Source organism: Paenibacillus sp. FSL R7-0333 (assembly GCF_038000365.1).
GTDB lineage: Bacteria > Bacillota > Bacilli > Paenibacillales > Paenibacillaceae > Paenibacillus_AQ > Paenibacillus_AQ silagei.
Genome location: NZ_JBBOBZ010000001.1, coordinates 5,928,337 through 5,954,524 on the forward strand (window position 1 = coordinate 5,928,337; position 26,188 = coordinate 5,954,524).

At 54.5% G+C, this 26,188-nt stretch carries 15 protein-coding genes; 2 read left to right on the forward strand and 13 right to left on the reverse strand.

The features are described from left to right. Positions 1-185: 185 nt before the first annotated feature. Genes sdhB through MKY86_RS25070 form a run of 3 tightly spaced genes read right to left on the reverse strand, consistent with a single transcriptional unit; the run spans position 186 to position 3,438 of the window. Positions 186-950: a succinate dehydrogenase iron-sulfur subunit gene (gene sdhB, locus MKY86_RS25060; RefSeq protein WP_036727090.1), complete on the reverse strand. Its 765-nt coding sequence runs from the start codon at positions 948-950 to the stop codon at positions 186-188. Positions 951-988: 38 nt separating this feature from the next. Then, positions 989-2,731, reverse strand: coding sequence for a succinate dehydrogenase flavoprotein subunit (sdhA, locus tag MKY86_RS25065; protein WP_076082250.1), 1,743 nt, complete (start codon positions 2,729-2,731; stop codon positions 989-991). A gap of 41 nt (positions 2,732-2,772) precedes the next feature. Beyond that, complete coding sequence (locus MKY86_RS25070) at positions 2,773-3,438, reverse strand: succinate dehydrogenase cytochrome b558 subunit (RefSeq protein WP_076082248.1); 666 nt, start codon at positions 3,436-3,438, stop codon at positions 2,773-2,775. A 415-nt stretch (positions 3,439-3,853) separates the two neighbouring features. Between MKY86_RS25070 and MKY86_RS25075 the strand changes: the two genes are divergently transcribed. Beyond that, positions 3,854-4,753: a LysR family transcriptional regulator gene (locus tag MKY86_RS25075; protein ID WP_076082246.1), complete on the forward strand. Its 900-nt coding sequence runs from the start codon at positions 3,854-3,856 to the stop codon at positions 4,751-4,753. Positions 4,754-4,867: 114 nt separating this feature from the next. Here MKY86_RS25075 and MKY86_RS25080 read toward each other — a convergent pair whose 3' ends face one another. From MKY86_RS25080 to MKY86_RS25105, 6 genes are all read right to left on the reverse strand, one after another. Further along, complete coding sequence (locus tag MKY86_RS25080) at positions 4,868-6,517, reverse strand: ABC transporter substrate-binding protein (protein ID WP_076082244.1); 1,650 nt, start codon at positions 6,515-6,517, stop codon at positions 4,868-4,870. 65 nt (positions 6,518-6,582) lie between these two features. Then, the gene (locus tag MKY86_RS25085; protein ID WP_076082242.1) at positions 6,583-7,482 is read right to left on the reverse strand and encodes a carbohydrate ABC transporter permease; all 900 of its coding nucleotides are present in this window, start codon (positions 7,480-7,482) and stop codon (positions 6,583-6,585) included. 14 nt (positions 7,483-7,496) lie between these two features. Next, positions 7,497-8,456 (reverse strand): ABC transporter permease, encoded by a 960-nt coding sequence (locus MKY86_RS25090; RefSeq protein ID WP_076082240.1) that lies wholly within the window; start codon positions 8,454-8,456, stop codon positions 7,497-7,499. Between the two features lie 1,017 nt (positions 8,457-9,473). Continuing rightward, entirely contained in the window at positions 9,474-11,741 is a 2,268-nt protein-coding gene (locus MKY86_RS25095; protein ID WP_076081659.1) for an AraC family transcriptional regulator, read from the reverse strand. A gap of 246 nt (positions 11,742-11,987) precedes the next feature. After that, positions 11,988-12,656: a potassium channel family protein gene (locus tag MKY86_RS25100; protein WP_036721939.1), complete on the reverse strand. Its 669-nt coding sequence runs from the start codon at positions 12,654-12,656 to the stop codon at positions 11,988-11,990. 12 nt (positions 12,657-12,668) lie between these two features. After that, positions 12,669-14,030 (reverse strand): TrkH family potassium uptake protein, encoded by a 1,362-nt coding sequence (locus MKY86_RS25105; protein WP_340827561.1) that lies wholly within the window; start codon positions 14,028-14,030, stop codon positions 12,669-12,671. Positions 14,031-14,280: 250 nt separating this feature from the next. Between MKY86_RS25105 and MKY86_RS25110 the strand changes: the two genes are divergently transcribed. Next, a complete protein-coding gene (locus tag MKY86_RS25110; RefSeq protein WP_076081657.1) occupies positions 14,281-15,984 on the forward strand; it encodes a CPBP family intramembrane glutamic endopeptidase in 1,704 nt (567 codons plus the stop codon). A gap of 67 nt (positions 15,985-16,051) precedes the next feature. Here the strand turns inward: MKY86_RS25110 and MKY86_RS25115 are convergent, their stop codons facing one another. The 4 genes from MKY86_RS25115 to MKY86_RS25130 form a co-directional block, all read right to left on the reverse strand. After that, a complete protein-coding gene (locus MKY86_RS25115; RefSeq protein ID WP_340827562.1) occupies positions 16,052-17,812 on the reverse strand; it encodes a cache domain-containing sensor histidine kinase in 1,761 nt (586 codons plus the stop codon). 6 nt (positions 17,813-17,818) lie between these two features. After that, positions 17,819-19,375, reverse strand: coding sequence for a response regulator transcription factor (locus tag MKY86_RS25120; RefSeq protein ID WP_076081656.1), 1,557 nt, complete (start codon positions 19,373-19,375; stop codon positions 17,819-17,821). A gap of 65 nt (positions 19,376-19,440) precedes the next feature. After that, a complete protein-coding gene (locus MKY86_RS25125) occupies positions 19,441-21,114 on the reverse strand; it encodes an extracellular solute-binding protein (RefSeq protein ID WP_076081655.1) in 1,674 nt (557 codons plus the stop codon). Next, positions 21,114-25,688, reverse strand: a complete 4,575-nt coding sequence (locus MKY86_RS25130; protein WP_083685455.1) for a galactose-binding domain-containing protein — start codon at positions 25,686-25,688, stop codon at positions 21,114-21,116. The genes MKY86_RS25125 and MKY86_RS25130 overlap by 1 nt, the downstream gene beginning before the upstream one ends. Between the last annotated feature and the right edge of the window lie 500 nt (positions 25,689-26,188).

Sequence of the window (26,188 nt, forward strand, 5' to 3'; positions counted from 1 at the left end):
CGTATGGCTATTCTATGCAGCTACAGGCTCTTCATTACAGGCTGTCTACACATGTACCCTTTTTCCAGCCGACCAGAAACATCCGTACCTGTTACTATGCCAGGCGCAGCCAAACAGGCCACTCAGGAATGACACCTGAATGGCCTGCTACGATTCTGCTTATAGACGAATGGTCTAAGATGCTGTCAGACACCCAGCCAGCGCTTGAACATATGCTTCGTTGTCTGCTTGTTGATCTCGGCAATGGAGGTCGTGAGGGGAATGCCCTTCGGGCAGGCCCGAACACAGTTCTGCGAGTTACCGCAGCCGTCGATCCCGCCGTCATCCATGAGCGCATCCAGGCGCTCTTCAGCGTTCATCTCTCCTGTAGGGTGAGCGTTGAACAGGCGCACCTGGGAGATGGCTGCCGGCCCGATGAAGTCAGTCTTCTCATTGACATTCGGGCAAGCCTCCAGACAGACGCCGCAAGTCATGCATTTAGACAGCTCATACGCCCACTGGCGCTTCTTCTCCGGCATACGCGGTCCCGGACCGAGATCATACGTGCCGTCAATCGGAATCCAGGCCTTGACCCGCTTCAGGGCATTGAACATCCGGCTGCGGTCAATCACCAGGTCGCGGACGACCGGGAAGGTCTTCATCGGCTCAATGCGCACCGGCTGCTCCAGATTGTCGATGAGCGCTGCGCAGGCCTGACGGGGCTTGCCGTTGATCACCATGGAGCAAGCACCGCAGACCTCCTCCAGACAGTTGGATTCCCAGCATACAGGAACTGTATTATCGCCTTTCGCGTTCACCGGATTACGCTGAATCTCCATCAGTGCGCTGATCACGTTCATCCCCGGGCGGTAGGCAAGCTCGAACTCCTCCGTATAGGGGCTGGTCTCCGGTTCATCCTGGCGGGTAATAATAAATTTCACATTTTTGGGAGCTGCTGCTGTTTCCGCCATGTCAGTTACCTCCTAGAAAATTTGGTTAGTCTAACCGGTCAGTCCTTCGAGTAATCCCGCACGCGCGGAGGAATCAGCGATACATCGACTTCCTCGTAGGAGATCTGCGGACCCTCGGCGGTCCAGGCCGCTTTGGTTGTCTTCAGGAATTCCTCATCATTACGTGTCGGGAACTCCGGCTTGTAATGTGCGCCCCGGCTCTCATTGCGCAGGAGGGCTCCAAGCGTCATCGCCTCCGACAGCTCCAGCATGTTCCACAGCTGGCGGGTGAAGGCCACGCCCTGGTTGCTCCAGCGCGAAGTGTCGCTCATATTGATATTTTTGTAGCGTTCCTTCAGCTCTTTGATTTTGCCGATCGTCGCTTCCAGCTTCTTGTTCTCACGCACCACGGTCATGTTCGCCGTCATCCATTCGCCAAGCTCCTTATGGATCACGTAAGCATTCTCTGTGCCAGTCATCCCCAGCAGCGACTCATATTTATCGGTCTGCGTCTTGTGGAAGCTGTCGAACACCGTGGAGGAGATATCCTGCACCGATTTCTTCAGGCCCTTGATGTATTCCACAGCCTTCGGACCGGAGACCATCCCGCCATAAATGGCAGAGACCAGGGAATTCGCTCCCAGACGGTTGGCCCCGTGGTATTGATATTCACATTCCCCTGCCGCGAATAAGCCGGGAATATTCGTCATTTGATTATAGTCGACCCACATGCCGCCCATCGAATAATGCACAGCCGGGAAGATTTTCATCGGAATCTTGCGGGGATCATCCCCCATGAACTTCTCGTAGATCTCAATAATGCCGCCCAGCTTGACGTCAAGCTCCTTCGGGTCCTTATGCGACAGATCCAGGTAGACCATGTTCTCGCCGTTAATGCCCAGTCCCTGATCCACACACACATTGAAAATCTCACGGGTAGCAATATCGCGCGGCACCAGGTTACCGTAAGAAGGATATTTCTCTTCGAGGAAGTACCACGGCTTACCGTCCTTATAGGTCCAGATTCGTCCGCCTTCACCGCGCGCCGATTCCGACATCAGCCGCAGCTTGTCATCGCCGGGAATCGCCGTCGGGTGAATCTGAATGAATTCCCCGTTCGCATAATGCACACCCTGTTGATACACGGCGCTTGCGGCGGTTCCTGTGTTGATGACCGAATTCGTGGTTTTGCCGAAAATAATCCCCGGACCGCCGCTGGCCAGAATGACCGCGTCCGCCGGGAAGGTCTGAATCTCCATCGTCTTGAGATTCTGGGCGCTGATGCCGCGGCAGACCCGCTCGTCATCCAGAATCACCGAGAGGAATTCCCAGTTCTCGCTCTTGGTAACCAGGCCTTCCGCTTCCCAGCGGCGCACCTGCTCATCCAGTGCATAGAGCAGCTGCTGACCGGTAGTCGCCCCGGCAAAGGCTGTGCGGTGGCGCTTCGTTCCGCCGAACCGGCGGAAGTCGAGCAGCCCCTCTGGGGTACGGTTGAACATTACGCCCATCCGGTCCATCAGGTGAATAATGCCCGGTGCCGCTTCGCACATGGCCTTCACCGGAGGCTGGTTGGCCAGGAAGTCGCCGCCGTAGACGGTATCGTCGAAATGCTCCCAGGGCGAGTCGCCCTCGCCCTTGGTATTCACGGCGCCATTGATGCCGCCTTGAGCGCAGACGGAATGTGATCTTTTGACAGGGACCAGTGAGAATAGATGTACATGCGCGCCGGATTCAGCGGCCTTAATGGTAGCCATCAGGCCGGCCAGACCGCCGCCCACGATGATGATATCGGCTGATGCCATGATTGTTCCCCTCCTAATTACAATAAAATGCGTTTATATTCTTAAATAAAACTGCGCACTGACTGCATCGCCGTAGCGGCAGTTTGGAATTCATCGTTACGGAAGGTAACCAGCGACAGGACGAACATGAAAGTAACGAGAACGAAAATACCTAGGCAAAGTACGGACGATACTCTCTGCGAACGCGGCCCCACCGTGATTCCCCAGCTGATCAGGAACGACCATAGACCGTTGGAGAAGTGGAAGCAGGCAGCCACGATTCCGACAATATAGAGAGTCATCAGCAGCGGCTGGGTCACAATGTTATGCATCACTCCGCCAAGCTGATCATGCTCCACCTTGCCGAGCGCTACCTGGACGCGGGTGTCCCACAGATGCCAGACAATGAAGATGAAGGTGACAACTCCGGTAATCCGCTGCAGCGTATAACGCCAGTTGCGCTCAAGATTGTAGCGGTTCAGGTTCGGCTTCGACTGGTACGCGATGTACAGGCCGTAGACTCCATGGTACAGCAGCGGCAGCCAAATGCCGAACAATTCCAGGAAGAAGACAAGCGGCAGGCTGTTCAGCCACAGCACACTGTCTGTGAAGCCAGAAGCGCCACCCTCTACTGCTGCGAAGTTCGTCAGCATGTGCTCAAGGAAAAATGCCCCGAGCGGGATAACGCCGAGCAAGGAATGAATCTTTCTGGAATAAAATCCTCTCATGCAAAGTGTCCCCTTTCCATATAAAACAGCGTTTTCACAAGTCTTTTTAAAGAGCATACACCGCCGGGAGTACAGTTGAAACAGGGCAGCGGCAGGCTTAATTTACCGGCTAATAGTCTGTTTGCACCACTATCCATTGTTTTCCCGGACTTTGCTGAATAATTCACAATATGTGAATATCCTGTGTCACTTTTTATGTTACTCTTTTTTCGCTTATAAGGGAATTGCAATCTAATTATTAATCGTTATACTATAATTGCATAAGAATATTTTTAATATGATAATAATTCTCATTTAGCTTCATTAATAACATACAATCCAGACTTGTCTTCCTGTGCATCAGGGGCAACCCTGCTCATCTGCTATACTTTTTATCACAGTTGGATGGGAATTTGGGAGAGAGGAGCACTTTGAAATGTATGATGATTTAGATGCTTTTGCTGCGGTGGTGGAGCACTCCAGCCTGAACCGGGCCTCGCGCCAGCTCAACCTGTCCCAACCGGCCCTCTCCCGCAAAATCTCCAAGCTGGAGGAACGGCTCGGCGTCGCCCTGTTCAACCGCTTCGGCAAGCGCCTGGAGCTTACAGAGGTTGGCCGCCTTACCTACACCTATGCGCTGGAGCAGCGGCAGCAGCGTTCCAAGTTCCTGGAAGCGTTATCGAAATTCAAGGAGGGCGAGCCGCAGCTCGTGACTCTAGGCGCCAGCCTGACCACATTGCAGACAACCCTGCCTCCTCTGGTAAAAGCGTACACAGAGAAATATCCGGCAGCCGAGCTGAAGCTCATCACCGGGAAGACCCATGAGATGGTTACCGCTGCCAGCGAAGGCAAATGCGATGTCGCCATCATCGCCTCCCAGGTCCAGGAGCCGGGGCTGCGCTGCATCCCGCTGTTCGAGGACCAGCTCCGGCTGGTCGTCTCCGAGCAGCATCCGCTGACCCTGACGCCGCGGCTCACCATGGAGCATCTCTCCCGGCTGCCGATGATCCTTTTCTCCAAGGGAACCTGGTACCGCCGGACGACAGATGATCTGTTCCAGCGCTGCGGGGTTGATCCCGATGTACGGATGGAGATCGATTCTTTCGAGGCCATCGTCCGCCTGCTGCCGACCATCAAAGCTGCGGCCCTGCTGCCGAATTCGTATCTGCGTCCGGAGCTGCTGAACGGCGGGGGGCTGGTCTCCCTGCACATCAAGGAGCTGGAGCAGACGCAGCGGACCACTTGCCTCATCTACCAGAGCAGCGGCGGACTCAGCACGGCAGCGCGCTGCCTGGTGCAGGTGACGGAGGATGTCTTCCTGAACAGCCGCGAGTAGCGGCGGGGAACACAGCAATCACCCGGCAAGCCTCCGTAATGCTACGGATCGGCCTGCCGGGTGAGGATACTGCCGGGTAATTTTTTTGCTATACTAAGCCAGGCTTACACAAGATTAACGGAACTTTCCTGCATCAATTGCCGCCTGCTTCTCATCGAGAATCTCCTGGTAGCCTGCCTCCAGATACGTCTTCTTGGCGGCTTCATACGTAGCATCGAATTCAGCCTCTGGAGCAAGCACCACCTTCACGTACAGCTCCTGGAACAGCGTATTCAGATCCGCCTTGTATTCGTTCACCTTCTCCAGCACCACATTGAACAGGGCATCCGGTGTACGGAATTCGGCAACCTCGTCATAATACTTCACCAGATCATCCGCCAGCGGCTCATAACCGGCCGGTGCCCAGTTGCGCAGGTTGGCCTTGCGGGTCTTGGCTTCATCCGGGTACTGGGCAATTTCCGTCACCAGACCCCAATAGTCCTTGTTATTGTTCTGTGCCAGCACCGCTTCGCCCTTATAATCCGGGTTCTTCAGCGCAATGCCGTCTGCGTCTAGCGTATAGTTCTCCCCTTCGATCCCGTTCTGGAACTTGAACAGGTTCTCCGGCTGGCTGAGCCATTCCAGATACATCCACACGGCTGCGCGTTCTTCCGGCGTGGATTCATAGTTAATTCCCATAATGAAGCCGAACGGCCAGTAAGCGCGTCCCTGAGGCTTGTTGCCTTCCGGAACTCCCGCATACGGAGGCACCACCGCAAATTCGGCATCCGGGTTATTCTGCAGCGTAGCCGCAAAGACATCAGTGTTGTTCGCCAGATAGAAGCCGAAGTTGCCGGTTTTGCCTGCCACGAATTCAGCCTTAATCTTCGGTTCATCGTTGCGCAGATAGAATTCCTTATCAATCAGGCCATTGTTATACTGATAATTGAGGTTACGCAGGTAAGCCTCAGTCTCCTCCGTAGTCAGATCGGCCACGCTGAGATCGGAATACAGCGCACGATATTTCGCATCCACCGGCCATTTACGGAACGGATAGTTGAAGTTGAAGAAATTCTGCTGCAGATTGCCGCCGCTTACCCCGAGTCCGGCTTCCTTCCATTTGGCCAGCATCTCGTTATACTTCTCCAGCGAGGTCAGATCCTCAACCTTCATGCCTACCTTTTCTACCCAGTCCTTGCGGATAATGTTGACGAAGTTGTCGGCTTCAGGGCGGGCAGCGAAGAAGAAGGTCTTCTGATCGTCCACGGTACCATACTGTTCAATTGTCTCACCCAAGTTCTTCCAGTAGGTCGGCGCATAATTCTGGATCTCTGCATAGTCGAGCGGCTGCATCACATCCTCACCATAATAAGTAAGCGCTTGCGGCATATCATAGTGGAAAATAATATCCGGAGCCTTGTGCGAAGCCAGCAGCTGCTCGAAATCCGTTACTTCTTTGGAGCGGGTGATCGGCACATAGTTAACCTCTATATTATATTTGTCGCCGAACTCCGCCTGCACCCAGCGGGTATAATAGTTATCGGACACGTTCCAGCCTTCATAGGCACGCTCATAGACCGGAATGTCGAGCGAGACTTTTTTCTCAAAGCCCTTGGAATAATCAGGATAGGCTCCTTCGGTCTGGTTCGTAGCAGCAGCTGTCTCGGCCGGCTTATTGCTGGATTCGGCTGTATCCTTGGTGTTATTTCCCCCGGAGCACCCGGCCAGCAGGCCGGCCGTCATGACGGATGCCATCATTAACGAATACACGCTTCTTTTACTCATCGCAATTCCCCCATTTTTTGAATTTTCGTAATTCCAAAGAATGACTATATACCAGGGACGCAGGATTACTCCTTGACGGCTCCGAGCATAACACCTTGAACGAAGTATTTCTGGACGAACGGATACACACAGAGGATAGGCAAGGTAGCGAATACAACGACTGACGCCTTCAGGACTTCGGGATTGCTGAGCTGCACCTGGCTGGCCTCCAGCTGGAAGCTTTCACTTGCCTGAATGACCAGATAATACAGCTTGAGCTGAAGCGGCCGGAGCGAGGTCTCATGCTTGATATAGAACAATGCGTCCTGATAAGCATTCCAGCGTCCCACCGCATAGAAGAGAGCGAGTGTCGCCATAATCGGCTTAGATAACGGCAGCACAATGCTGAACAGAATCCGGAAATGCCCAGCACCGTCGATCCGCGCAGATTCCTCCAGACTGACGGGAATGCCGCTGGTCAGCGAGGTTTTCATAATCAGCAGATTGAAGGCACTGAAGGAGAGCGGCAGCACCAGCGACCAGATGGTATCCATCAGCCCCAGATTATTGATGTTCATATAGTCGGGGATAATGCCCCCGCTGAAGTACATGGTGAATAGGAAGATGAAGGTGATCACCCTGCGCCCCTTGAACTGGGTTCTGGACAGCGGATAGGCGGCGCAGATGGTCAGGATCATGCCCAGAATGGTGAACAGCACAGTCACGATGACCGAGATGTACAGGGAACGGAGGATACTGGCATCCGCGAAGATTTTGTTATACGCTTCAATGGTGAAGCCCTGCGGCCACAGAAAGACCTTGTTGGCAATGACGAAGGAGTCAGAGCTCAGCGATTTCGATACAACATGAATGAACGGCAGCAGGCAGAATAGCGAGATGATAATAATGACGAGACGGATCAGCGTTTCCCAGATATCGATACGTGTTTTATGGGGTGCGGCAGTGCCTCCGGCTATTGCTTTCATGGTTCCTCTCCTTTCTACAAAATCCCATCCTCGCCAAGCTTCTTGGCTACGCGGTCCGCGGAAATGACCAGAATAATTCCGATGACGGACTGGAATAATCCGATGGCGGTCGCCCGGCTGAAATTACCGCTCTCAATCCCCCAGCGGTACACCAGGACCGGTATGGTGGTGGTGAACTCCGTGGTGGCCTTATTCTGCAGCGCATAGATACGCTCGAAGGAGCCGTCCATTACTTTGCCCAGCGCCATAATCAAGAGCGTCACAATCGTTGCCCGGATCGATGGAAGGGTGATATTCCATACCTTTCTCCAGCGGCCTGCCCCGTCCACCGTAGCCGCTTCATACATCTCAGGGTTGATCCCGCTCATCGCCGCCAGGTAGATAATCGTGCCCCAGCCCATGCTCTGCCAGACCCCGATCACGAGATAGCTAATGAGCCAATTCGTATCCTGCTGCAGGAACGGAATCCGGGTGCCTCCCATCAGCTCTATGAGGTTATTGACAACGCCGCCCCCCTCACTGAGGAGCTGATACGCGATGGCTCCGATAATGACCCAGGACAGGAAGTGGGGCAAATACAGCACCGTCTGATTGATTCTTTTGAACCGTACACTCTTGATCTCGTTCAGCAGCAGAGCCAGCACAATCGGCATCGTGAAGCTGAAGCACAGGTCAAGCACGTTCAGCAGCAGGGTGTTGCGGACGGCCCGGATGAAATCAGGCTTGGCGAACAGGTCCTGGAAGACCTGCAGTCCGGCCCATTCACTACCCCAGAAGCCTCTGGCGATCTTATAGTCCTTGAAGGCGATTACAAGTCCGGTCATGGGCAAATATTTGAATACGATGACAAAAGCCAGCGGAAGCATCACCAGCAGATAGAGCTGCCAATCCCGCTGTAAATAATAGCTAAACCCCTGTTTCCTTCTTAATAATGGACTGTGATCCGTTTGTGAAGCGCTTGCAGCTTTCAACATATTCACCTCCTGCCTTGAATTCTTCTTGCCGGCTTCCGGCTCGTGTTCTCCGGCCTGGCTCCTATGCTACCGCCTTTGCCGAGGCTTGAATATCATGAGTATTGATGATCACCTATCACAATTGATTACCAATGAATTGCCGCCCGGCCCTCCAGGCCTCAGCCGCAGGAGAATAATCAAAACTGATAGGCATTCCCAAAATTAATAAAGCGCTTTCATTTGAGGGGGAAGATACTAGTTGGATAGAAAGGCATGGGGAGGGATGGGGCCAGGGGGGATTGGAGTGATTGGAGTGATTGGGGCGATGAGGGAGCGATGAGGGAGCGATGAGGGAGCGATGAGGGAGTGATGAGGGAGTGATCAAGGAGCAATGATAGCTAACAGGGAGCAATTCGGGAGCTATGAGAGCTATCAGGAATGATTAGGGAACTACTGTTGCTCGCTCCGCCCGCTTTTGACTAATATAGATTTGAACACTCCTACTTTCCACGAACTCAGGGGCACTTATGCTCCTGAATTACTCGTTTAGCCAACTTTCCCGGGATTCAGAGGCACTTGTGCTCCTGAATTACTCGTTTAGCCAACTTTCCCGGGATTCAGGGGCACTTGTGCTCTTCATTTACTCGTTTAGCCAACTTTCCCGGAATTCAGGGGCACTTGTGCTCTTCATTTACTCGTTTAGCCAACTTTCCTGGAATTCAGGGGCACTTGTGCTCTTCATTTACTCGTTTAGCCAACTTTCCCGGGATTCAGGGGCACTTGTGCTCTTCATCCGCCCACTTTCGGCACCACCAGAGGGATTTATCCCTCTCATTTCCACCGCCTGCCCACTTTCCACCTACAAGCCGAAAAACCAAGATCCTTGAAACGAGATACCGGTCCGCCGGAGATGGGTTTATAATGGTTTCTACGGGTTTCCATGAGCTTTTATGAGCTTTTATGGGCTTTTATGGGCTTTTATGGGCTTTTATGGGCTTTTATAGGTTTCTATAGGTTTCTATGGCCACCTATGAGCCCCTAAGAACTCTTGCTCTTCGCTAACTTGTAGCCGCTTGGCGGCATGCCTTCATACTTGCGGAAAAAACGGTTGAAGCTCTGCACATTGGCGTAACCGACCTCTGCGGCAATCTGCTTGATCGTCAGCCCCGAATCCAGCAGCAGTTCCTTCGCCTGCTCGATCCTTAGCTGGTTGACGAAATCAATCATGCTGCTGCCGGTCTGCTCATAGACAAGCTTGCGCATATAAGAGTAGCTGATGCCAATCTGCTTAGCCATGTCCTCGAAGACAATCTCTTCGCGGTAGTGCTGCTTCAGGTACTCCATGATCCGCTGCGCATAATTGGTCTCATGGGTGCTGCGATCCAGGCTCTGTACAATCTCACAGTAAAAATCATACAGGTACTCCTCCAGCTCATCCAGCGTATCCATCGCGGCGAGAATCGAATACACGTTGCCCCGGCCCATAATCATCCTTCCGGTTCCGAGGTGGTTCTCCCGGAGATGCTTGATCGTCGCGCCCATCAGCTGATGATAGATGAACATAATATTATCGTAGGAGATATGTTCCTCTGCGGAGATCTGGCTGCGGATGCTCTGCAGCTCCTTGAAGATTCCCACCAGGTCGCCGGCATCCAGGAAATTCAGAATTCGCCGCTCGCTGCTCTCAGAGTCAACATACTTGCGGCTGTTATCCTCCCCGTCATGCCAGTACATGATGCTTCCGGCCCCCTTGATCATCCTGCGCTTAATCACCTCCATCGCTTCGAACAGCCGCAGCGCCACCCTCTCCGGAGCATCCGTCCGCTCACTCACCCCAATCGTGACCGAATGCTCCAGCAGCTCAAGAGACTGATCGCGGATCTCCTCCAGCGCCTGATGAATCAGAGTACTATGTGCCTCCCCCTCCTCCGGAGCAAAGTTCAGTACAATCACTGTACAGCCCTCATTATGGTAGACACAGCGGGCCACCAGCTCCTCAGGGAAAACATTCTCATACTTGGCACTCAGCAAATACCGGTGATAACTGCGCGTCTCCACATTGGTATGGCCCACGTATCTTCTATATTGGTCGATGGAGACCACCACCACTCTGTAACAGGCATGCGGAAAAACCTCCGTAATCCGCGGCGGAATCTCACCGCGCAGCAGACGGTGCACGGCCAGACTGCGGGTATCCTGTTCACGCTCCTGCAGCAGCTGGAACAGACTCTCTTCCTCCTCCTGCATCCGTTTGAAGGCCAGATCCAGGAAGGCCAGCTCATTCTTGTTCACTACGCCAAGATCCACCTTCGAGCGCATCGTCTGCACCAATTGCCTCAGGGGCCTGGATAACCAGGTGGCAAGGAAGATGGCCAGCAGCGTCCCGAGTACAATGATCGCCCCCGTCAGCAGAATAATATTTCCCTGCATCTCCCGGGACTTGGTCATTAGCTCATCCATGGAGCTCCAGCTGACATTCCACCACCCGGACAAGGAGGAGCGGCTCCAGGCATACACCGTCCGTTTGCCCTCCAGCTTGCGGAAGGTGTAGCCTTCACTGGCTTCCTGATTCAGAATCTCCTGTAAGAACGGCAGCTTACGGCTGTCGGAGAGCAGCATGGACCGGTCATTGAAGGAGATCACCGTACCCGCAGCGTCCAGCAGCAGGTAGTTGCTGTCACCCACCTCGGTAGCATGCAGATATTTGCCGATCTGGCTCTCCTTCATGTTGACGACAATCACTCCCCGGGTGGTGGTGGACAGGCGGTTGAGCGGGTACACATAAGACACCACATTCTCGCCCGACGCAAGCTTACGGGGCACCCATACCCCGCTGATCCCCCTGCGCCCCTTAAGCGCTTCTGTGATCCATCCGATAGGCTCATAGCGGGCAAGCGTCGTGATGCTGCTGTCGGTAGAGAAGACATAATCCGAATCCTCCAGGACAAAGAATGAAGAGTACACACCGTCCACCCGGCGGTTCAGGTTCAGCAGCTCCTTGGTCACGGACAGCGCCAGACTTACATTGTTATAGTTGGCGTTAATCTCATCGTAGGTCTCGAAGCTGCGGATGCGGTCAAAAATATTCGTCGCCGCCAGACGCGACGTATCCTGGGCCAGATTGGCCAGCGCGTTCTCGTTCAGCCTGCGGTTGGCATTAAGCCCGGCCAGCGTGGATTCCCCGATAGCCGCTTCAGAATTCTGTATAATCTGTGACCCGCTGTACCAGGTCAGGACTGCTGTAGGAATAGCCATTATGCAGAATAGAATCAACGCCAGCTGCAGGATCATCGGTGTTTTTTTCATCACATATCCCCCTAAGGATTTCTATGTTACCGCTTACAATATTTTTATTTTATCATTTCAGGATACATTTTACATATGTGTATAGGAAAATTTTTCGACCCCCGCGCGGCATGTTACAGGCTGATGTACGGGCGTTCTAATATGCGGCTGCAGGCTTACGCCGAAACAGCAAAAACGCCTGGATGCATTGCCATCCGGGCGTTTTTAGCTTTCTTTTATGAGGATAAGCTGGCTGGCAGAAAGTCCTTACTCCGCATTCACCGCTTCATCCTCGAACTCCTCGATGCTGTCGTTGGAGCCGATCACCACCATGATGTCTCCCTGATGCACATGATCATGCGCAGTCGGGGCAACGATGATGCCATCCTCGCGGTTCAGGGCAATGATGCTGCAGCCGTATTTGGCGCGGGTGTTCAGCTCAGAGAGGCTTTTGCCGTTCATGCAGGCGGGCACCGTCAGCTCAACGACCTTGTAATCCTTGGAGATCTCTATATAATCGAGCAGATTCGGCGTCACCAGCTGATGAGCCACGCGGATACCCATATCCCGCTCCGGGAAAATCACCCGGTCTACCCCCAGCTTCGACAGCGCGCGGCCATGCAGAATGGAGATGGCTTTGCCGACCACCTGCTTGACGCCCAGCTCCTTCAGCAGAATCGCGGCCAGAATACTCCGCTCCATATTATCGCCGATCGCCACAATGCCGCAGTCGAAGTTACGCACCCCGAGCGAGCGCATAATCCCTTCATCCGTAGCATCGGCCATGACTGCATGCGTCAGCCGTCCGGTCATCTCCTCCACCCGCTCCTCCTGGTGGTCAATGCCAAGCACCTCGTAGCCCATGGACATCAGCTCCAGCGCCAGACTTGAGCCGAAGCGGCCCAGGCCGATTACAACAAACTGCTGTGGTTTCATGACTTGATTCCCCTATCCAATTATCATTTTGCCTTCCGGATATTTATATAATGGTTTACCCTGTCTCGGACCGAGCGCATACGCCAGCGTCAGCAGTCCCAGCCGTCCGGCGAACATGGTCAGGCAGATCAGAATCTTGCCGACCTGCGTCAGCTCCGGGGTCAGTCCCAGACTCAGTCCGACATTGGCAAACGCTGAGATCGTCTCGAACAGAATCATCAGATACGGCAGCCCCTCGGTAGTCGAGAGCATCATCGAGACCGTAACGATCAGCAGCAGCGCCAGCAGCGTAATGGTCAGTGCCTTGAACACGCGTTCCTGAGCCAGCCGGTAACGGAAGAGCACGATGTCTTCGCGGCCGCGCAGCATGGAGATTACAGCTCCGATCATCAGCGTGAAGGTTGTGGTCTTAATGCCGCCGCCGGTAGAGCCCGGGGAAGCGCCGATGAACATCAGGATCACGATGAAGAACTGAGTGGCCTGACGCAGTCCCGTGATATCCAGTGTGTTGGCCCCTGCCGTACGCGGTGCCACCGATTGAAACAGGGAGGCCCATAGCTTGCTCCCGAGATTCAGCGGTCCCAGGGTCCGCGAATTGGTGAACTCGAAGATGAAGATGACCGCCATTCCGGTCACAATCAGTCCGGCTGTCATCGACAGCACCACCTTGCTGTGCAGCGACAGCCGCCGGGTGCGGCGGAAGTCGGCCAGATCGGAGATTACGATGAAGCCGATTCCCCCGGAGATGATCAGGAACATAACGACCAGGTTAATGACCGGGTCTCCGACATAGCTAATTAAGCTATGATCATGCCCGCCGAACAGATCGAATCCGGCGTTATTGAACATCGACACCGCGTGGAACACCCCGTAGTAGACCGCGCGGCCAAACGGCATATCCACCGCCCAGCGGATGGACAGGAGAAGCGCTCCCACAGCTTCAATGACCAGGGAATAGAGCAGCACCTTGCGGATCAGCCGCACAATCCCTTCCATCGAGCTCTGATTCATGGCTTCCTGAAGAATCAGCCGGTCACGCAGTGATATTCTGCGCCTGAACACCAGCGCAAACAGCGTGGCCATCGTCATGAACCCGAGTCCGCCAATCTGGATCAGCACCAGAATGACCGCTTGTCCGAAGCCCGTAAGATGGGTACCGGTATCCACTACAGCCAGTCCGGTCACACAGGCGGCAGAGGTGGCTGTGAACAGCGCGTCCATGAAGCGGAGCGGCTGACCGGGTACGCTGGATACCGGAAGCATAAGCAGCAACGTGCCGATGAGGATGACCGCAGCAAAGCTCAGCACCAGGATTTGCGGAGGAGCCAGCTTCAGGAATCGGAAGCCGGTGATCTTGGAAGACGGTGACGCCAAACTTCTCATCCTTTCAGGGTTCCATATTAGAAATTACGAATCGGTCAGTATCAGATAAGCATACAAAATTATATACGTTATTGCCTAACTTCACAAAGACTCATTTTGATAAGAAGACAAAAATAACAAGCCTTTAAGCATAAGCCGGGACTTCTTCACGTAAAAGGATAATAAGGCATTTCTTTGTACCTGCCCGGCATGTAATACTATAATGGATGGATGAGAGCATTTTATTTCAAGGAGGCGTTCCATGAATCCCGTCGGCCAGCCCCTGCATCAGCGGCCCCTTACTACCAAACTTATCCTAGCCGGAATTCTAGGACTCATTCTATTTGTCATGTTCCAGATCGCTCCACAGCTCCTCTCCAGTTCAGACGGGGATACAGCCATTCTCAGCAAAAGCGAAATCCGGGAGAAGGCCGCCGCATTCGCCGCTGGGCAGCTCGGCTATGAAGCCGCAGCCGGAGATGAATGGGTGATCCTGTACAAGACGGACTCTTCCTTCTACGGCTATATGTCCCGTGAGAAGCTGCTTCCGGACTATTCCAAGAATAAGCTGGACCAGCGTTATCCGTTCGATGTGTACCATGCGGTGCTCTATACGTCCGGAGAGGCGGCAGCCCGGCTGGCAGTCGATCTCAATATGTATACCGGCGAGCCTGTGGCTTTTGCTGTTGGCGCCGATGCCGACGCTGCGTCCGGGCTGAATTACGGGGAGCGGCCCACGGCGGCAACCAAACGTACCGATACTGCCAATCCTGTAAGCAGCATACCGGATCTGAGCCTGGAGGCAAAAGAGAAGCTCGCCCTTCCCTGGCTGAAGCTATGGGGGGCCAATCCTGCCAAGCTGAAGATTGAGGCTAACCTTGATGGATACGGGCTTGTCTATTCCGACAACTCCGTCACCATAGGTGAATTACCGCTTAAGTACCAATTCAATTATCTGAACGGCGAGGTCTCGTACTTCCGTGCCGGATTCTCGGCTCCCGCCTGGCATGATACTTATGTGGACGGGCAGACCTCGCTTGCCAAGAAGCTCACCTTGTTCGGCTACGGCCTGCCTACCCTGCTGCTCGGTATCCTGGCGATGATCTACGGCATTCTGCGCAGGAAGCATACTTCCTGGAAACGCGGAATTTTCCTGAGCTCCGTCCATTTCCTGATCATGATGGTCAGCAGCTACAATGTGGTGTCCGAATCCGGCAGCGGCAGCGCTGAGGCAAGAGTTACAGCCGTAGTCATGTTCATCATCTACGTTCTGTACAGTCTGCTGATGTCGCTCCTGCTCTACTTCTCCCTGGTCGGAGGGGACGGCTTGTGGCGCTCCGAGAAGAAGCTGAATCCTTGGCCCCGGGCCTCCGAGCCCGGCTACGGCCACTATGTACTGAAGAGTATTCAGGCTGGTTATATCTGGGCCTTCATCCTGCTTGGCGTACAGACCGTCATGTTCATTATTCTGTCCTATACGCTGGATAACTGGTCCACCACTGACGCCAGCCAGTCGCCTTACAATATGAAATATGCCTGGCTGCTGCCGATTGTAGCCTGGCTGGCCGGGCTCTCGGAAGAGGCGGTCTACCGTCTGTTCGGTATCCGAATGCTGAAGAAGCTGGTTAAGAATACGCTCATCGCTTCACTGATAACGACCTTGATCTGGGCACTCGGACATACGCTCTACCCGATCTATCCCGTCATCTCACGGCCGATTGAGCTGACGGTCATCGGCCTCCTGTTCAGTTATATTTTCCTGCGTTACGGGTTCATTGCGGTGATGTTCAGCCATGTGGTATTCGACAGCATCCTGATGGGCGCGACCCTGATCTTCATGCAGGATAAGGTGAACGTAGGGGCAGGCATCGTGACCATCATCCTGCCGTTCATCGTCGGTTATCTGGTATACCGCTTCAACCCTCCACGGGAGCCGAAGTCGGTAGAACCGATCTCTACTCCATAAGCACCAGCAGCGGCTGCGCCTCCTCTTCCGGGATAGCGCAGCCGCTGCTGCTGTATAGCTATAGCTGTCATGCCTCTTCCGGCACAGAATGATACGGACGGTAAGGAAAGCGGAGCCGGATCAGCGTTCCTTCGCCCAGAGAGCTGTGAATAGCTACGCCATACGGTCTGCCGTACTGCAGCTTGATCCGCTGGTCCACATTACGGATGCCATAGCCGATACCCTGGCCCGCAGGCTCAAGAATCTGTCCGATCAGCTCCTCCTTCATCCCCAGCCCGTTATCCTCCACTTCAAAGACCACATCCCCCTCTTCCATGTAAGCACGGATAACCAGGGAGATTTCATCGTCATACCAGGCATGCTCCAGCGCATTCTCCACAAACGGCTGCAGAATAAATTTCACGCTCTCGCTCTCCAGCACCTCCGGCGCTACAGCATAGGCGACATGAATCCGGTCCGCATTCTTGATCCGCTGAATGTCGAGATACGATTCCGCGATCTGCAGCTCCTGCTCCACGGGAATAATCATCTCCCCCCGGTGCAGCGTCAGCCGGTAGAACCGGGCCAGTGAACGGATGACCTCATGCAGCTTATCAATCTCCCCGAGCTTGGCCATCCGGCTGATGGAAGAGAAGGTGTTATACAGGAAATGCGGGTTCATCTGGGAATGCAACACCTGCAGCTCGGTCTCCTTTTTCTCCAGACTGACGACATAGACCTCATCGATTAACCGCTGAATGGTTGAAGCCATCTCGTTAAAAGCACTGCCGATCTCCGCAAACTCATCATTGCCCCGGACCGGCATCCGCTTGTGGAAGTCCCCTTCCTGAAAAGATTTCAGGGAAGACACCAGCTTCTGGAAGCTCCGCGAGAAATACTGGGACATCGCCAGACTGATCAAAAAGAGCAGCACCAGGGTAACCAGACAGATGCCGATGGTCACATTGCGGACCTGCTGTGAATTCTTCTGCAGCGAAGCATATGGAATCCAGGCCACTACACTGGCCGGCATATTGGTAACCGGCTGTTTGATCTGCATATAAGAACCGGGCTGCTTAATATAACCTGAAGCGGCTGAAGCCAGCGGCTCAGGGATAACCCCGTTCGGGGAGCTTGTGAACAGCAGGCGGTCTGCGTTATCCACGATGAACAGGATGCTGTCCTCGCCCAGCTGCCCCGAGACTGCATCAGAGAAGATGTATTTCATATTCGCCGTCATTTTGATCAGACCATTCAGCTGCAGGGTATCGTAGTTGATCAGGGGCCGCAGGTAGGAGATGCTGCCATCCGCCTTGTCATTGCCCGTCTGCCGCCATGCACTGGAGCCGTAATGCAGATCGAGCCTTCTGTACCACGCTTCATCCTCAATGCGGTCCATATGAAACAAAGAGTACTTCCGGACATCTTCTGCTGCACTATCGTTGTAATAGAATTCCCCGACGTCAGGATTGCTTACATATACGGAGAGCTCGACCTCCGGGTCCGGCAGATTCGCCGCATTCTTCAGCCTGGGGAGGATATACTGCGACATAATGTTGTATCTCTCCCAGCCGGAATGATAGCCTGCCAGATAACGCGCCAGGGTCTGGTCTGCATACAGCTCATCGGTGCTGCGGACCATATCCTTTAGCCGGAAATCCACGTTGCTGGCCATTTGCTTGACAGCCACCTCCAGATTGCTTCTGGTATGCTGCTCGGTGGAACGCACAGACGACAGGTAGGCATAGCTGCCGATCGCGATGATCGGTGTCAGCACCAGCAGCAGATAAGAAATAAGCAGCTTGTAGCTTATGGGAATGTATAAGGATTTCGCACGCTTCATCTGCATGCCGGATCAGCTCTGCTTTCTGTAATCGGCTGCGGTCATATTGAAAAACTCCCGGAATTGCCTGCTGAAATAAGCAATGTTCTTGTAGCCAACCTTATCAGCCACCTCGTAAATTTTGTATTGAGGCTGATCGAGCAGGAGAATCGCCTTCTCCATGCGGAGCCGCACAAGATACTCATTGAAGCTCTCCCCCGTGTGCTCTTTGAACAGAACCCCGAGATGATTCGGCGAATAGGCAAAATGGGCAGCTACCGCCCGCAAGGTAAGATTCTCTGTCAGCCTCTCCCGGATATAGGCTTCAATCCGCTCCATCAGCCGGCGGTTCTTGTGCTGCTTCTTCATGAACAGAAGCTCGGAAATCTCAAACAAGGTACACCGGAGCCAGCGTTTGATATCGTCAACGGTCTCCAGATGATGAATAACGTCCATCTGCTGCAGACTCTCGTAGGTCTCGTTGAGTGTCCCCAGGTAAGCCTCCAGCCGGGTAACGATATGAATAGAAAAATGATAGACCTTCACCGGATGCTCGAACAGCGCCGCCATCTCGAACAGCTCGTCGAGGCAGTCGCAAATATCAGCCAGCCTGTAGGCCGCCATGGCCCCGAACATCCCCTCCAGGACAACGCTCAGCTCCTTGATCTCCTGAACCATGCCCGGCTTGCTCATCACCGGCGGAATCACCCTGTTCTTGCCGATGAACATTTTGCCGTTCATATAAGCCTTCGCCTGGGAAAAGGAGGAGGCCAGTCCTTCCGGAGACCCCACCTCTGCTCCATAACTTACAGTGATCGTATACTCCGTGTGCTCACGGACCTTCTGCACCAGCTGCTGAAGCCGCTCTTCCAGCGTCAGGCGCTGCCCGGTATAGACGAAACCGAGCTGTGAACGGTTTAACCGGCACCATTTCCCGGCAGCGGCGGCGTCAATCTCTGTTCCGATGTATTGAAACAGCCTGTCCAGACCGGCATAGACATCCTCCGGCTGCTCCTGCACCCGCATCAGAACATCATCGGCCTCAATCAGCACCGCAGAAGCGCTGGAGAAGGCCAAATCGAGCGGATACCGGTCCAGGAAGGCGCCCAGCGTAGCCCCGTCAATGCTGCCCTCCAGCAGATGCTGCAGCACATCATTTTTGATGAAATCGAAGGAAGCGATCATCCCGCCGTCCTCCGGGCCCCTGCTCCGTTCCAGCTCCAGCTCGGCGGTAGCCGTGCGCAGTACACCGATCAGCTCCTCATCATCAACCGGCTTAAGAACGTAGGCATGGGCCTTCAAGTCGAGTGCCTGCTTCGCATAATGAAATTCCTGGTAGCCGCTGATGAACACGATTTTGAGCCCCGGGTTCAGCTCCAGCGCCAGGCGGGACAGCTCCATACCGGAAACCGCCGGCATCCGGATGTCTGTAATCAGCAGATCAATCTCATGATTCTCGATATATTGGAGAGCGGCAAGCGGGTTGCTCTCACTGCAGACCACTTCAATCCCAAGCTCACTCCAGGGAATCAGGCAGCGCAGCCCCTCCAGGTCATAATTCTCATCATCTACCAAGACAGCTCTGTACATCGCAACCAGCACTCCTTCATGCGGAAAAGAGGGTACATAACGTATCCCTCTTCTTCTCCAAACGTTTATTGTTCTGGTGTGTAATCCTTGATCTTCTTCAGATTGCTCTGCCACACTCCGGTCTTCCAGGCCAGCAGCCTGTCATAGCCCAGGTCCGATGCTTCCCTGTCTGCTGCCTTAAGCAGCTCCCGGAGCTCTTCATCACTTGCCGCAAAAATCATCCGGGGCACCACCTGCGCATATTGATCCCTCAGCCTTTGCAGAATAAGTCCCTCTTCCGAGGCAGGCGCCGGGTCAAGATTAGAGAATTCGGTGATGTTCATCGAAGTCTTGAACGTTATATTGGCTTGTCCAAGGGTCGTCCAGTCCCGGGCTCCGGCGGGCAGCAGCTTCTCACGCTGTGCTTTGGCAGCATCAATGTATGAAGTATTACCGTACCAGTTGAATTCTCCGATCTTCAGATCATCATACCATTTCAAGTCACGTCCAATATAGGAATCATTTGGGATGGGAACTCCATCCTCTACTTTATCATAAAACAATCCCTCCGGCCCGAAGAAAAGAATACGCTGCCCCTCAGGACTCGTCGCCCAGTTCATATAGGAGAAAATGGCCTCCGGGTCCCGGGCAGCGGTTGTAATGACATTGACATTCCAGCCCAGCGTATTGTACCCGGAGGGGTAGACCTTGCCTGGATCAACGCCTTCGCGGTGCAACGGCCAGATGAGCTCATAGCCGTCCAGCGGGTCCTTAGCCGAGAGCTGATTATTCGCTTCCCGGCCGATCCCTTCCACGACAGCGTCATAAGCGCCGAATACGGCGATCCGGCCGCTTTTCAGCTTCTCCAGCACCTGATCCCGTGTCTCGGTCAACAGATCCGGAGAGGTCAGTCCCTGACGGACCAGCCGGGCCGCCAGCTGCAGCGTCTCCAGGAATGCCGGGTCCCGGTACACAGAAGTCAGCCGGGTGCCGGAGGGCACACCGAAGATTTGGCCTGAACCGGGAGAGATGAAGCTTGGCGTCCGGTTATCCGCCGCACCGCTGTACAGCATGCCGATCATCTGTATTTCCAAGCCGTCCCGGGTCTCCCCGAAGTCGATCGGCACAATATCCGGGTATTTCCTCTGCACTTGCTGCAGATACGCTTCGAGATCATCCCATGTCGCAAGCTTAGGGGAGCCGAGCTCGCGGTATATTCTCTTCTCCACCAGGAAACCGGCGTTGCCGCTGCCGCCGCTGCCGTTAATATACCAGTTCGGAATCTGGTACAGCCTGCCGTCTTCACTGCGCAGCATGTTCAGCGTGTTCTCACCGACCGTCCGGGCGAATTCAGGATATTGCTCCAGATAAGAGTCCAGCGCCACCAGCTTGCCCGCCTTTTGCAGCCGTTCCACATCCTTGCCGCGATCCATAACCAGCACATCGGGAAGCTGATCCGAGACTATCATCGCATTCAGCTTCTGGGCGGCAGCACCGCTCGATGGTACCGGCAGAAGCTTCACCTTCAGATGATCGGTGATCCACCGGCTATGCGGCCCGGCCTCCCAGTCCGGCGCCGTATACCAGTCATAGTTCACAAAGACGGTGAACTGAACCGGCTTCACCTTGGAGGCCAGCTCCGAGAGGGGGACGGCTGAAGGATGGCCCGCAGGCAGCGTAATTTCGGAGCGGCCGCTGTCCGAGCAGGCACTAAGACTGCTTAGAACCAGCAAGAACAGGAGTGCCGCTGACCTGGGCATTAATAGATTGACAGTTCCCATAAAGAATAGCCGTACTGGGTGCCGCGCTTCGTCCCGTTCACTTTCACATACCGCGCACTGACCGGGGTGAAGCTGACATCGTCGAGTCCGCCGTCCCCGGTTGTTGTGGAATAGGCCGTGGTCCAGTTCGTACCGTCTGCCGACGTCTCGATCGTGTAGGCTTTGGCGTACGCCCCCTCCCAGTTCAGCAGGACACGGCTGAGCGTCTGGGCAGAGCCGAGATCCACCTGAATCCACTGCGGATCACTGATATCCGATTCCCAGCGGGTGCCCTCGTTTCCGTCCACAGCTCCGGCAGCGGGCTGCTTCGGATTCTCCGAGGCGGTAACCGCCTTGTTCAGCGCAAGGTTCACAAGCGGCGGTGTGCCGCCGGTAATCACCTGCTGCACCGAAGCATCGTTATATCCCGCTGCTGTTACTGCAATCGTATACGTCTTCCCTGTAGGGAACAGCGCGGTATTCAGTTTGATTTTACCGGCTTCCACGGTATAATTCGCTGCCGCTGCTGCCACTCCATCCACCCTCACCGCAGTGATTGCAGTTCTCCAGGCCGCATTCTCCGTGAACGTCAGCTCAATCGGCTGACCGACAGCATTCTGGGTGGTATCGGCTGTCAGAGCAGGCGGAGCCAGCGGTGTCACGGCGCTGCCGCTGCCGTACACCTCCAGTTCCCACAAGGAATACCCGTACGGCGTCCCGCGTTCAGTCCCGTTTACTTTTACATACCGCGCGTTGACCGGGGTGAAGCTGACATCGTCAATGTCCCCGTCTCCAGTGGTTGTCGAATAGACCGTTGCCCAGTTCGCGCCATCTGCCGATGTCTCGATCGTGTAGGCTTTGGCATACGCTCCCTCCCAGTTCAGCAGGACACGGCTGACCGTCTGGGCAGAGCCAAGATCCACCTGAATCCACTGCGGATCACTGAAGTCCGATTCCCAGCGGGTGCCCGCATTTCCGTCTACAGCACCGGCAGCAGGCTGCTTCGGATTCTCCGAAGCGGTAACCGCCTTATTGAGGGCAAGGTTCCCGGACGGCTGTGTTCCGCCGGTAATGACCTGCTGCACCGAAGTATCGGTATATCCGTCTGCTGTCACTGTAACCGTGTAAGTCTTCGCCGTGGGGAACAGCGCGGTGTTCAGGGTGATTTTACCGGCTTCTACAGTAAAATTCGCTGCCGTTGCTGTCACTCCATCCACCTTCACCGCAGTGATTGCATTTCTCCAGGCCGCATTGTCCGTGAACGTCAGCTCAATCGGTTGGCCGGCTGCGTTCTGGGTGGTATCGGCTCCTAGGACAGGAGGAGTAAGCAGTGTATCGGTGGTTACCTTGGTAGGGTCCACCTTCACCAGCTTCTTGGCTTCGACTACAGCCGAGCCTGTCACTCCTCCGCTGTTGCGGAACGTAACGGTAATTGCCGCATTCGTCGGATTCCAGACCAGCGCACGGTAGGCGGAACCTTTTTTATACACCGTTGCACTGTAGCCGTTCTCCGCCCAAATGTCCTTGGTGCGTGATCCAAGCGTGGCCATATTGTGCACGAACCAGTACGTGTTGAACAATTCGTTCTGCTGCGGCAGTGCCGGATTCCATTTATTCAGCACAGCCTGCGGATCGCTCAGCGCCTGAATCGGCCAGACAATATGGTACCAGTCCGGTTCCGGCCCGCCGTTATCGGCCACGAAGCCGCTGTATAATCCAGCCGCCTTAGCCGTATCGAACCCGTAGCTGGTTAAATATTCTGCTGTAGGCAGCCAGTGAATGCCATAGACATACACCGGATTCCCGTTGAAAAAGGTGCCGAAGAAATTCGAGCTTCCGTAAATCTGACCCACAGTTTTATGCGTATACCCCGGCAGCCAGTTATCCTGATCGTAGTTGAACCAGTACTGCTGTACTGCTCTAAGCTCCGTCGTGAAGCCCATAATGGACGCATCGCGGAAGGCCGTGTTGCCGGTCAGTGTGCTCCACATATACTGGCCGACCCAGCCGAACAGTGACTCTCCGGCCGCTTCTTGGTTATTTCCGCTGTCATTGTCGGCATAACCGCCGGCCCAGGAATGGCCTTCATACAGGTCGAAGTTGCGGAAGTAAGGATACTTCGGATCCGTCTTCGACGGATTAGCATAATCCCGGATCAGCTCATCGACCATTCCGCTGAATTTATTTCTGAAGTCGGTATCATAGGTGGCGAGCACGGCCGATGCAAAAACATAATAGCCATACGTGAAATGATGGTCCGTGATGCCGGAGTTCGCACCGAACTCACTGTTTTTATAGATCAATGTTCCCCAGTCAGAGTTGTAGTCGAAATAATAATCGGTTTCCCCCGAGGTGTACGTATACCAGTCTGTAAGCACCGTCTTCATCCGGGAGAGGAACAGATTCTTGTAGCTCTCATTGCCGATCTGATCAGCGATCAGCACACCCATGGCCAGCGGATGCAGCTTCTTGCCCTGCCAGTACGCATCGGCCTGCATCAGATTGGTGGCGGTGTCCGTATCCAGCAGTGCCAGGTAATTCAGCAGATCCTGACGGGAATAGGTAGAATCGCCCGGCTCGGTGAACTGCGGCACAATGCCGTGGAATTTATCCGTAGTGGCGAACGAATTGCCCTCTGTCACCTTCATCGTTCCACGGATGGACGGGAAGGAGACCGCGGTCAGCGGCGTTGTGGTCACCTTCCACTGGTGGGGAAGCTGGGCCATCAGCGTTGTATTCGGGAAGCCTGAACGCTTGAGCTCTGTTACCGCATTGAAGGTGGTCGTGACATCTGAGGTCGTCTCGTTGAAGGTATAGGCCACCTTCGTGTCCGTCACGAAGGCATAGCCATGCTGGTAGAAATAATTCAGATTGGACGGTGATGGAAGAGCAGACAGGGACAGGTAATTCCGACCTCCTCCCAGCTGAATTTTGAGCTTGGCGCCTACCCGCTTGAAGGTTGTACCGGCCGGAGCATACAGCCCATAGTGTCTGGTTACCATTTCAGGCGTTGGTGCCCCGTTGGAATTGGTAACCGCAATGCCGATATGGTCTGCAGTCACGGTGTCGCCGTCTGCAGCCAGAATCGTAGTATTGCTGTCATTAAAGAAGCGGGCCCCGGCGGGCAGATACACTTCAGGACTGGACGGATCACTGAACTGCGAGTAGAGGTAAGGCGAGCCTTTGACGAACGTTGTCTTCAGCTTCTCCGCAGCGCCATCGCTCAACACCGCAGTCGCCGACCAGTCGCCGTAACCGGTAATCCGGTTCGACATCCCCGAAGTATTAATGTTGCCGGCCATCAGGAACAGGTCCGGGCTTCCCGCCGCTTCCTGCGCCTTGCCGTCGGCGCTTAAGTAGCCTGCACCCGGGTTCAGAATACTTAGGCCCTGTTTGGTATATTTCGATTTGAGCGGAAGCGTAATAATGCCGTTGCCGAGCTGATTGATCATGATGGACTGCCACCAGTCATTGGAAGGCAGCGGTGCAGTCAGCGCATCCGATTTATACTGCGGATATTTGGGCTGGGGCACCGAGAGGTCATTCGCAGCATGACTGCCTTGACCCACGGCCACTGTAGTCAGCTCCGGCAGGGCCGGAATGTTATAGACCGGCTTGGGATCGCCTGCCACATAATCATAGGCTTGGAATTCAAAGATCGAGTACCCGAAGGAGGTGGCTCTGCTGATACCCTTCATCCGCAGATAGCGGCCGCTGGCATAGACCGGCAGATTAAGTGTGCCTCCGTCGCCGTGAAGCTCGCGGTATACCGTAGTCCATGAGCTGCCGTTATTCGAGACCTGAATATCATAGATCCGGCCGGCCGCTGCCTCCCAGTTAATGATGATCCGGCCCAGCGTGTGTACGCTGCCAAGGTCAACGCTCAGCCATTCATTATCGGTAGCGTTGGAAGACCAGCGTGTGCTCAGGTTACCGTCCACCGCTAGTTCCGGCAGGGTTGAGCCGGGAGGGAGATAGTCGGCCACCTGATAGGATGAAGCCGTTGCAGGCTTGTTCAAGGCCACATTCGGCCCCAGAACCACCGGAGGAGGATTAACGCCGCCGGTGCCATATACCTCGAACTCATAGAGGGAGATACCGTATTGCGTCAGGTTTCGCTCCGTGGCAAATACCCGGACATAACGGCCGGTGCCGCTTAGCGTAAGCTCATCCACACCGCCATCTCCTGTAGTTGTGGAATAGATATCACTCCAGTTCAATTCGTCAGCGGATACCTGGATTTTGTAGGCCTTGGCGTAAGCTCCTTCCCAGCGGAGCACCACTCGGTCTACGGCGGCAGTTGCCCCGAGGTCAACATAGATCCAGTTCGGGTCCGTCCCCCACGAGCTGCTCCACCTTGAACCCGTATTGCCGTCCACCGCCAGATCCGGGGTATTATTGCCCTCTGTGCCCGAGGCATACGCCGGCCGGTCTTTGGAGAGCAGATAAGAGTCCGCAGCATGCGCCGGTCCTGGCGGAAGCGCCAGCACGAGACTCAGCAGCATGATGATGCTCAGACAAAGAGCAGTCCCATTGATCCCCTTTTTGCGTCTTACTGTTTTTGAATATCCCATTTCTTTAATCCTCCTCTTATAAGCGTTTTCATAGATTCAAGATAAGCGTACCCTTTACCGAAACCGGTTGCAATTATACAAATCAACGATTTTATGCAGAAAGTAAAGATTAACCTAATTATGCAGCAGCTCATAGTGTTCAGTCTACTATGTACATTTGGCCCGCACAGCGCCACCCAACGCAATGTAGTCGGTTTTTCAACTACATTTGATCCACGTGCCTCCGTCACGCCCATTGTGGTCGGTTTTTCGACTACATTTACTCCACGTGCCTCCACCATGCCCACTGTGGTCGGTTTTTCGACTACATTTCGCCCACGTGCCTCTACCATGCCCACTGTGGTCGGTTTTTCGACTATATTCTACCCACGCGCCTCCACCACGCCCATTGTGTTCGGTTTTCCGACTACATTTCGCCCTCATTGACCTGCCATCCAGACGACTAGCGGGATGTCTGAAGATACCATCCATTCCTAACCAAACCCAAAGAAACCGGCCCC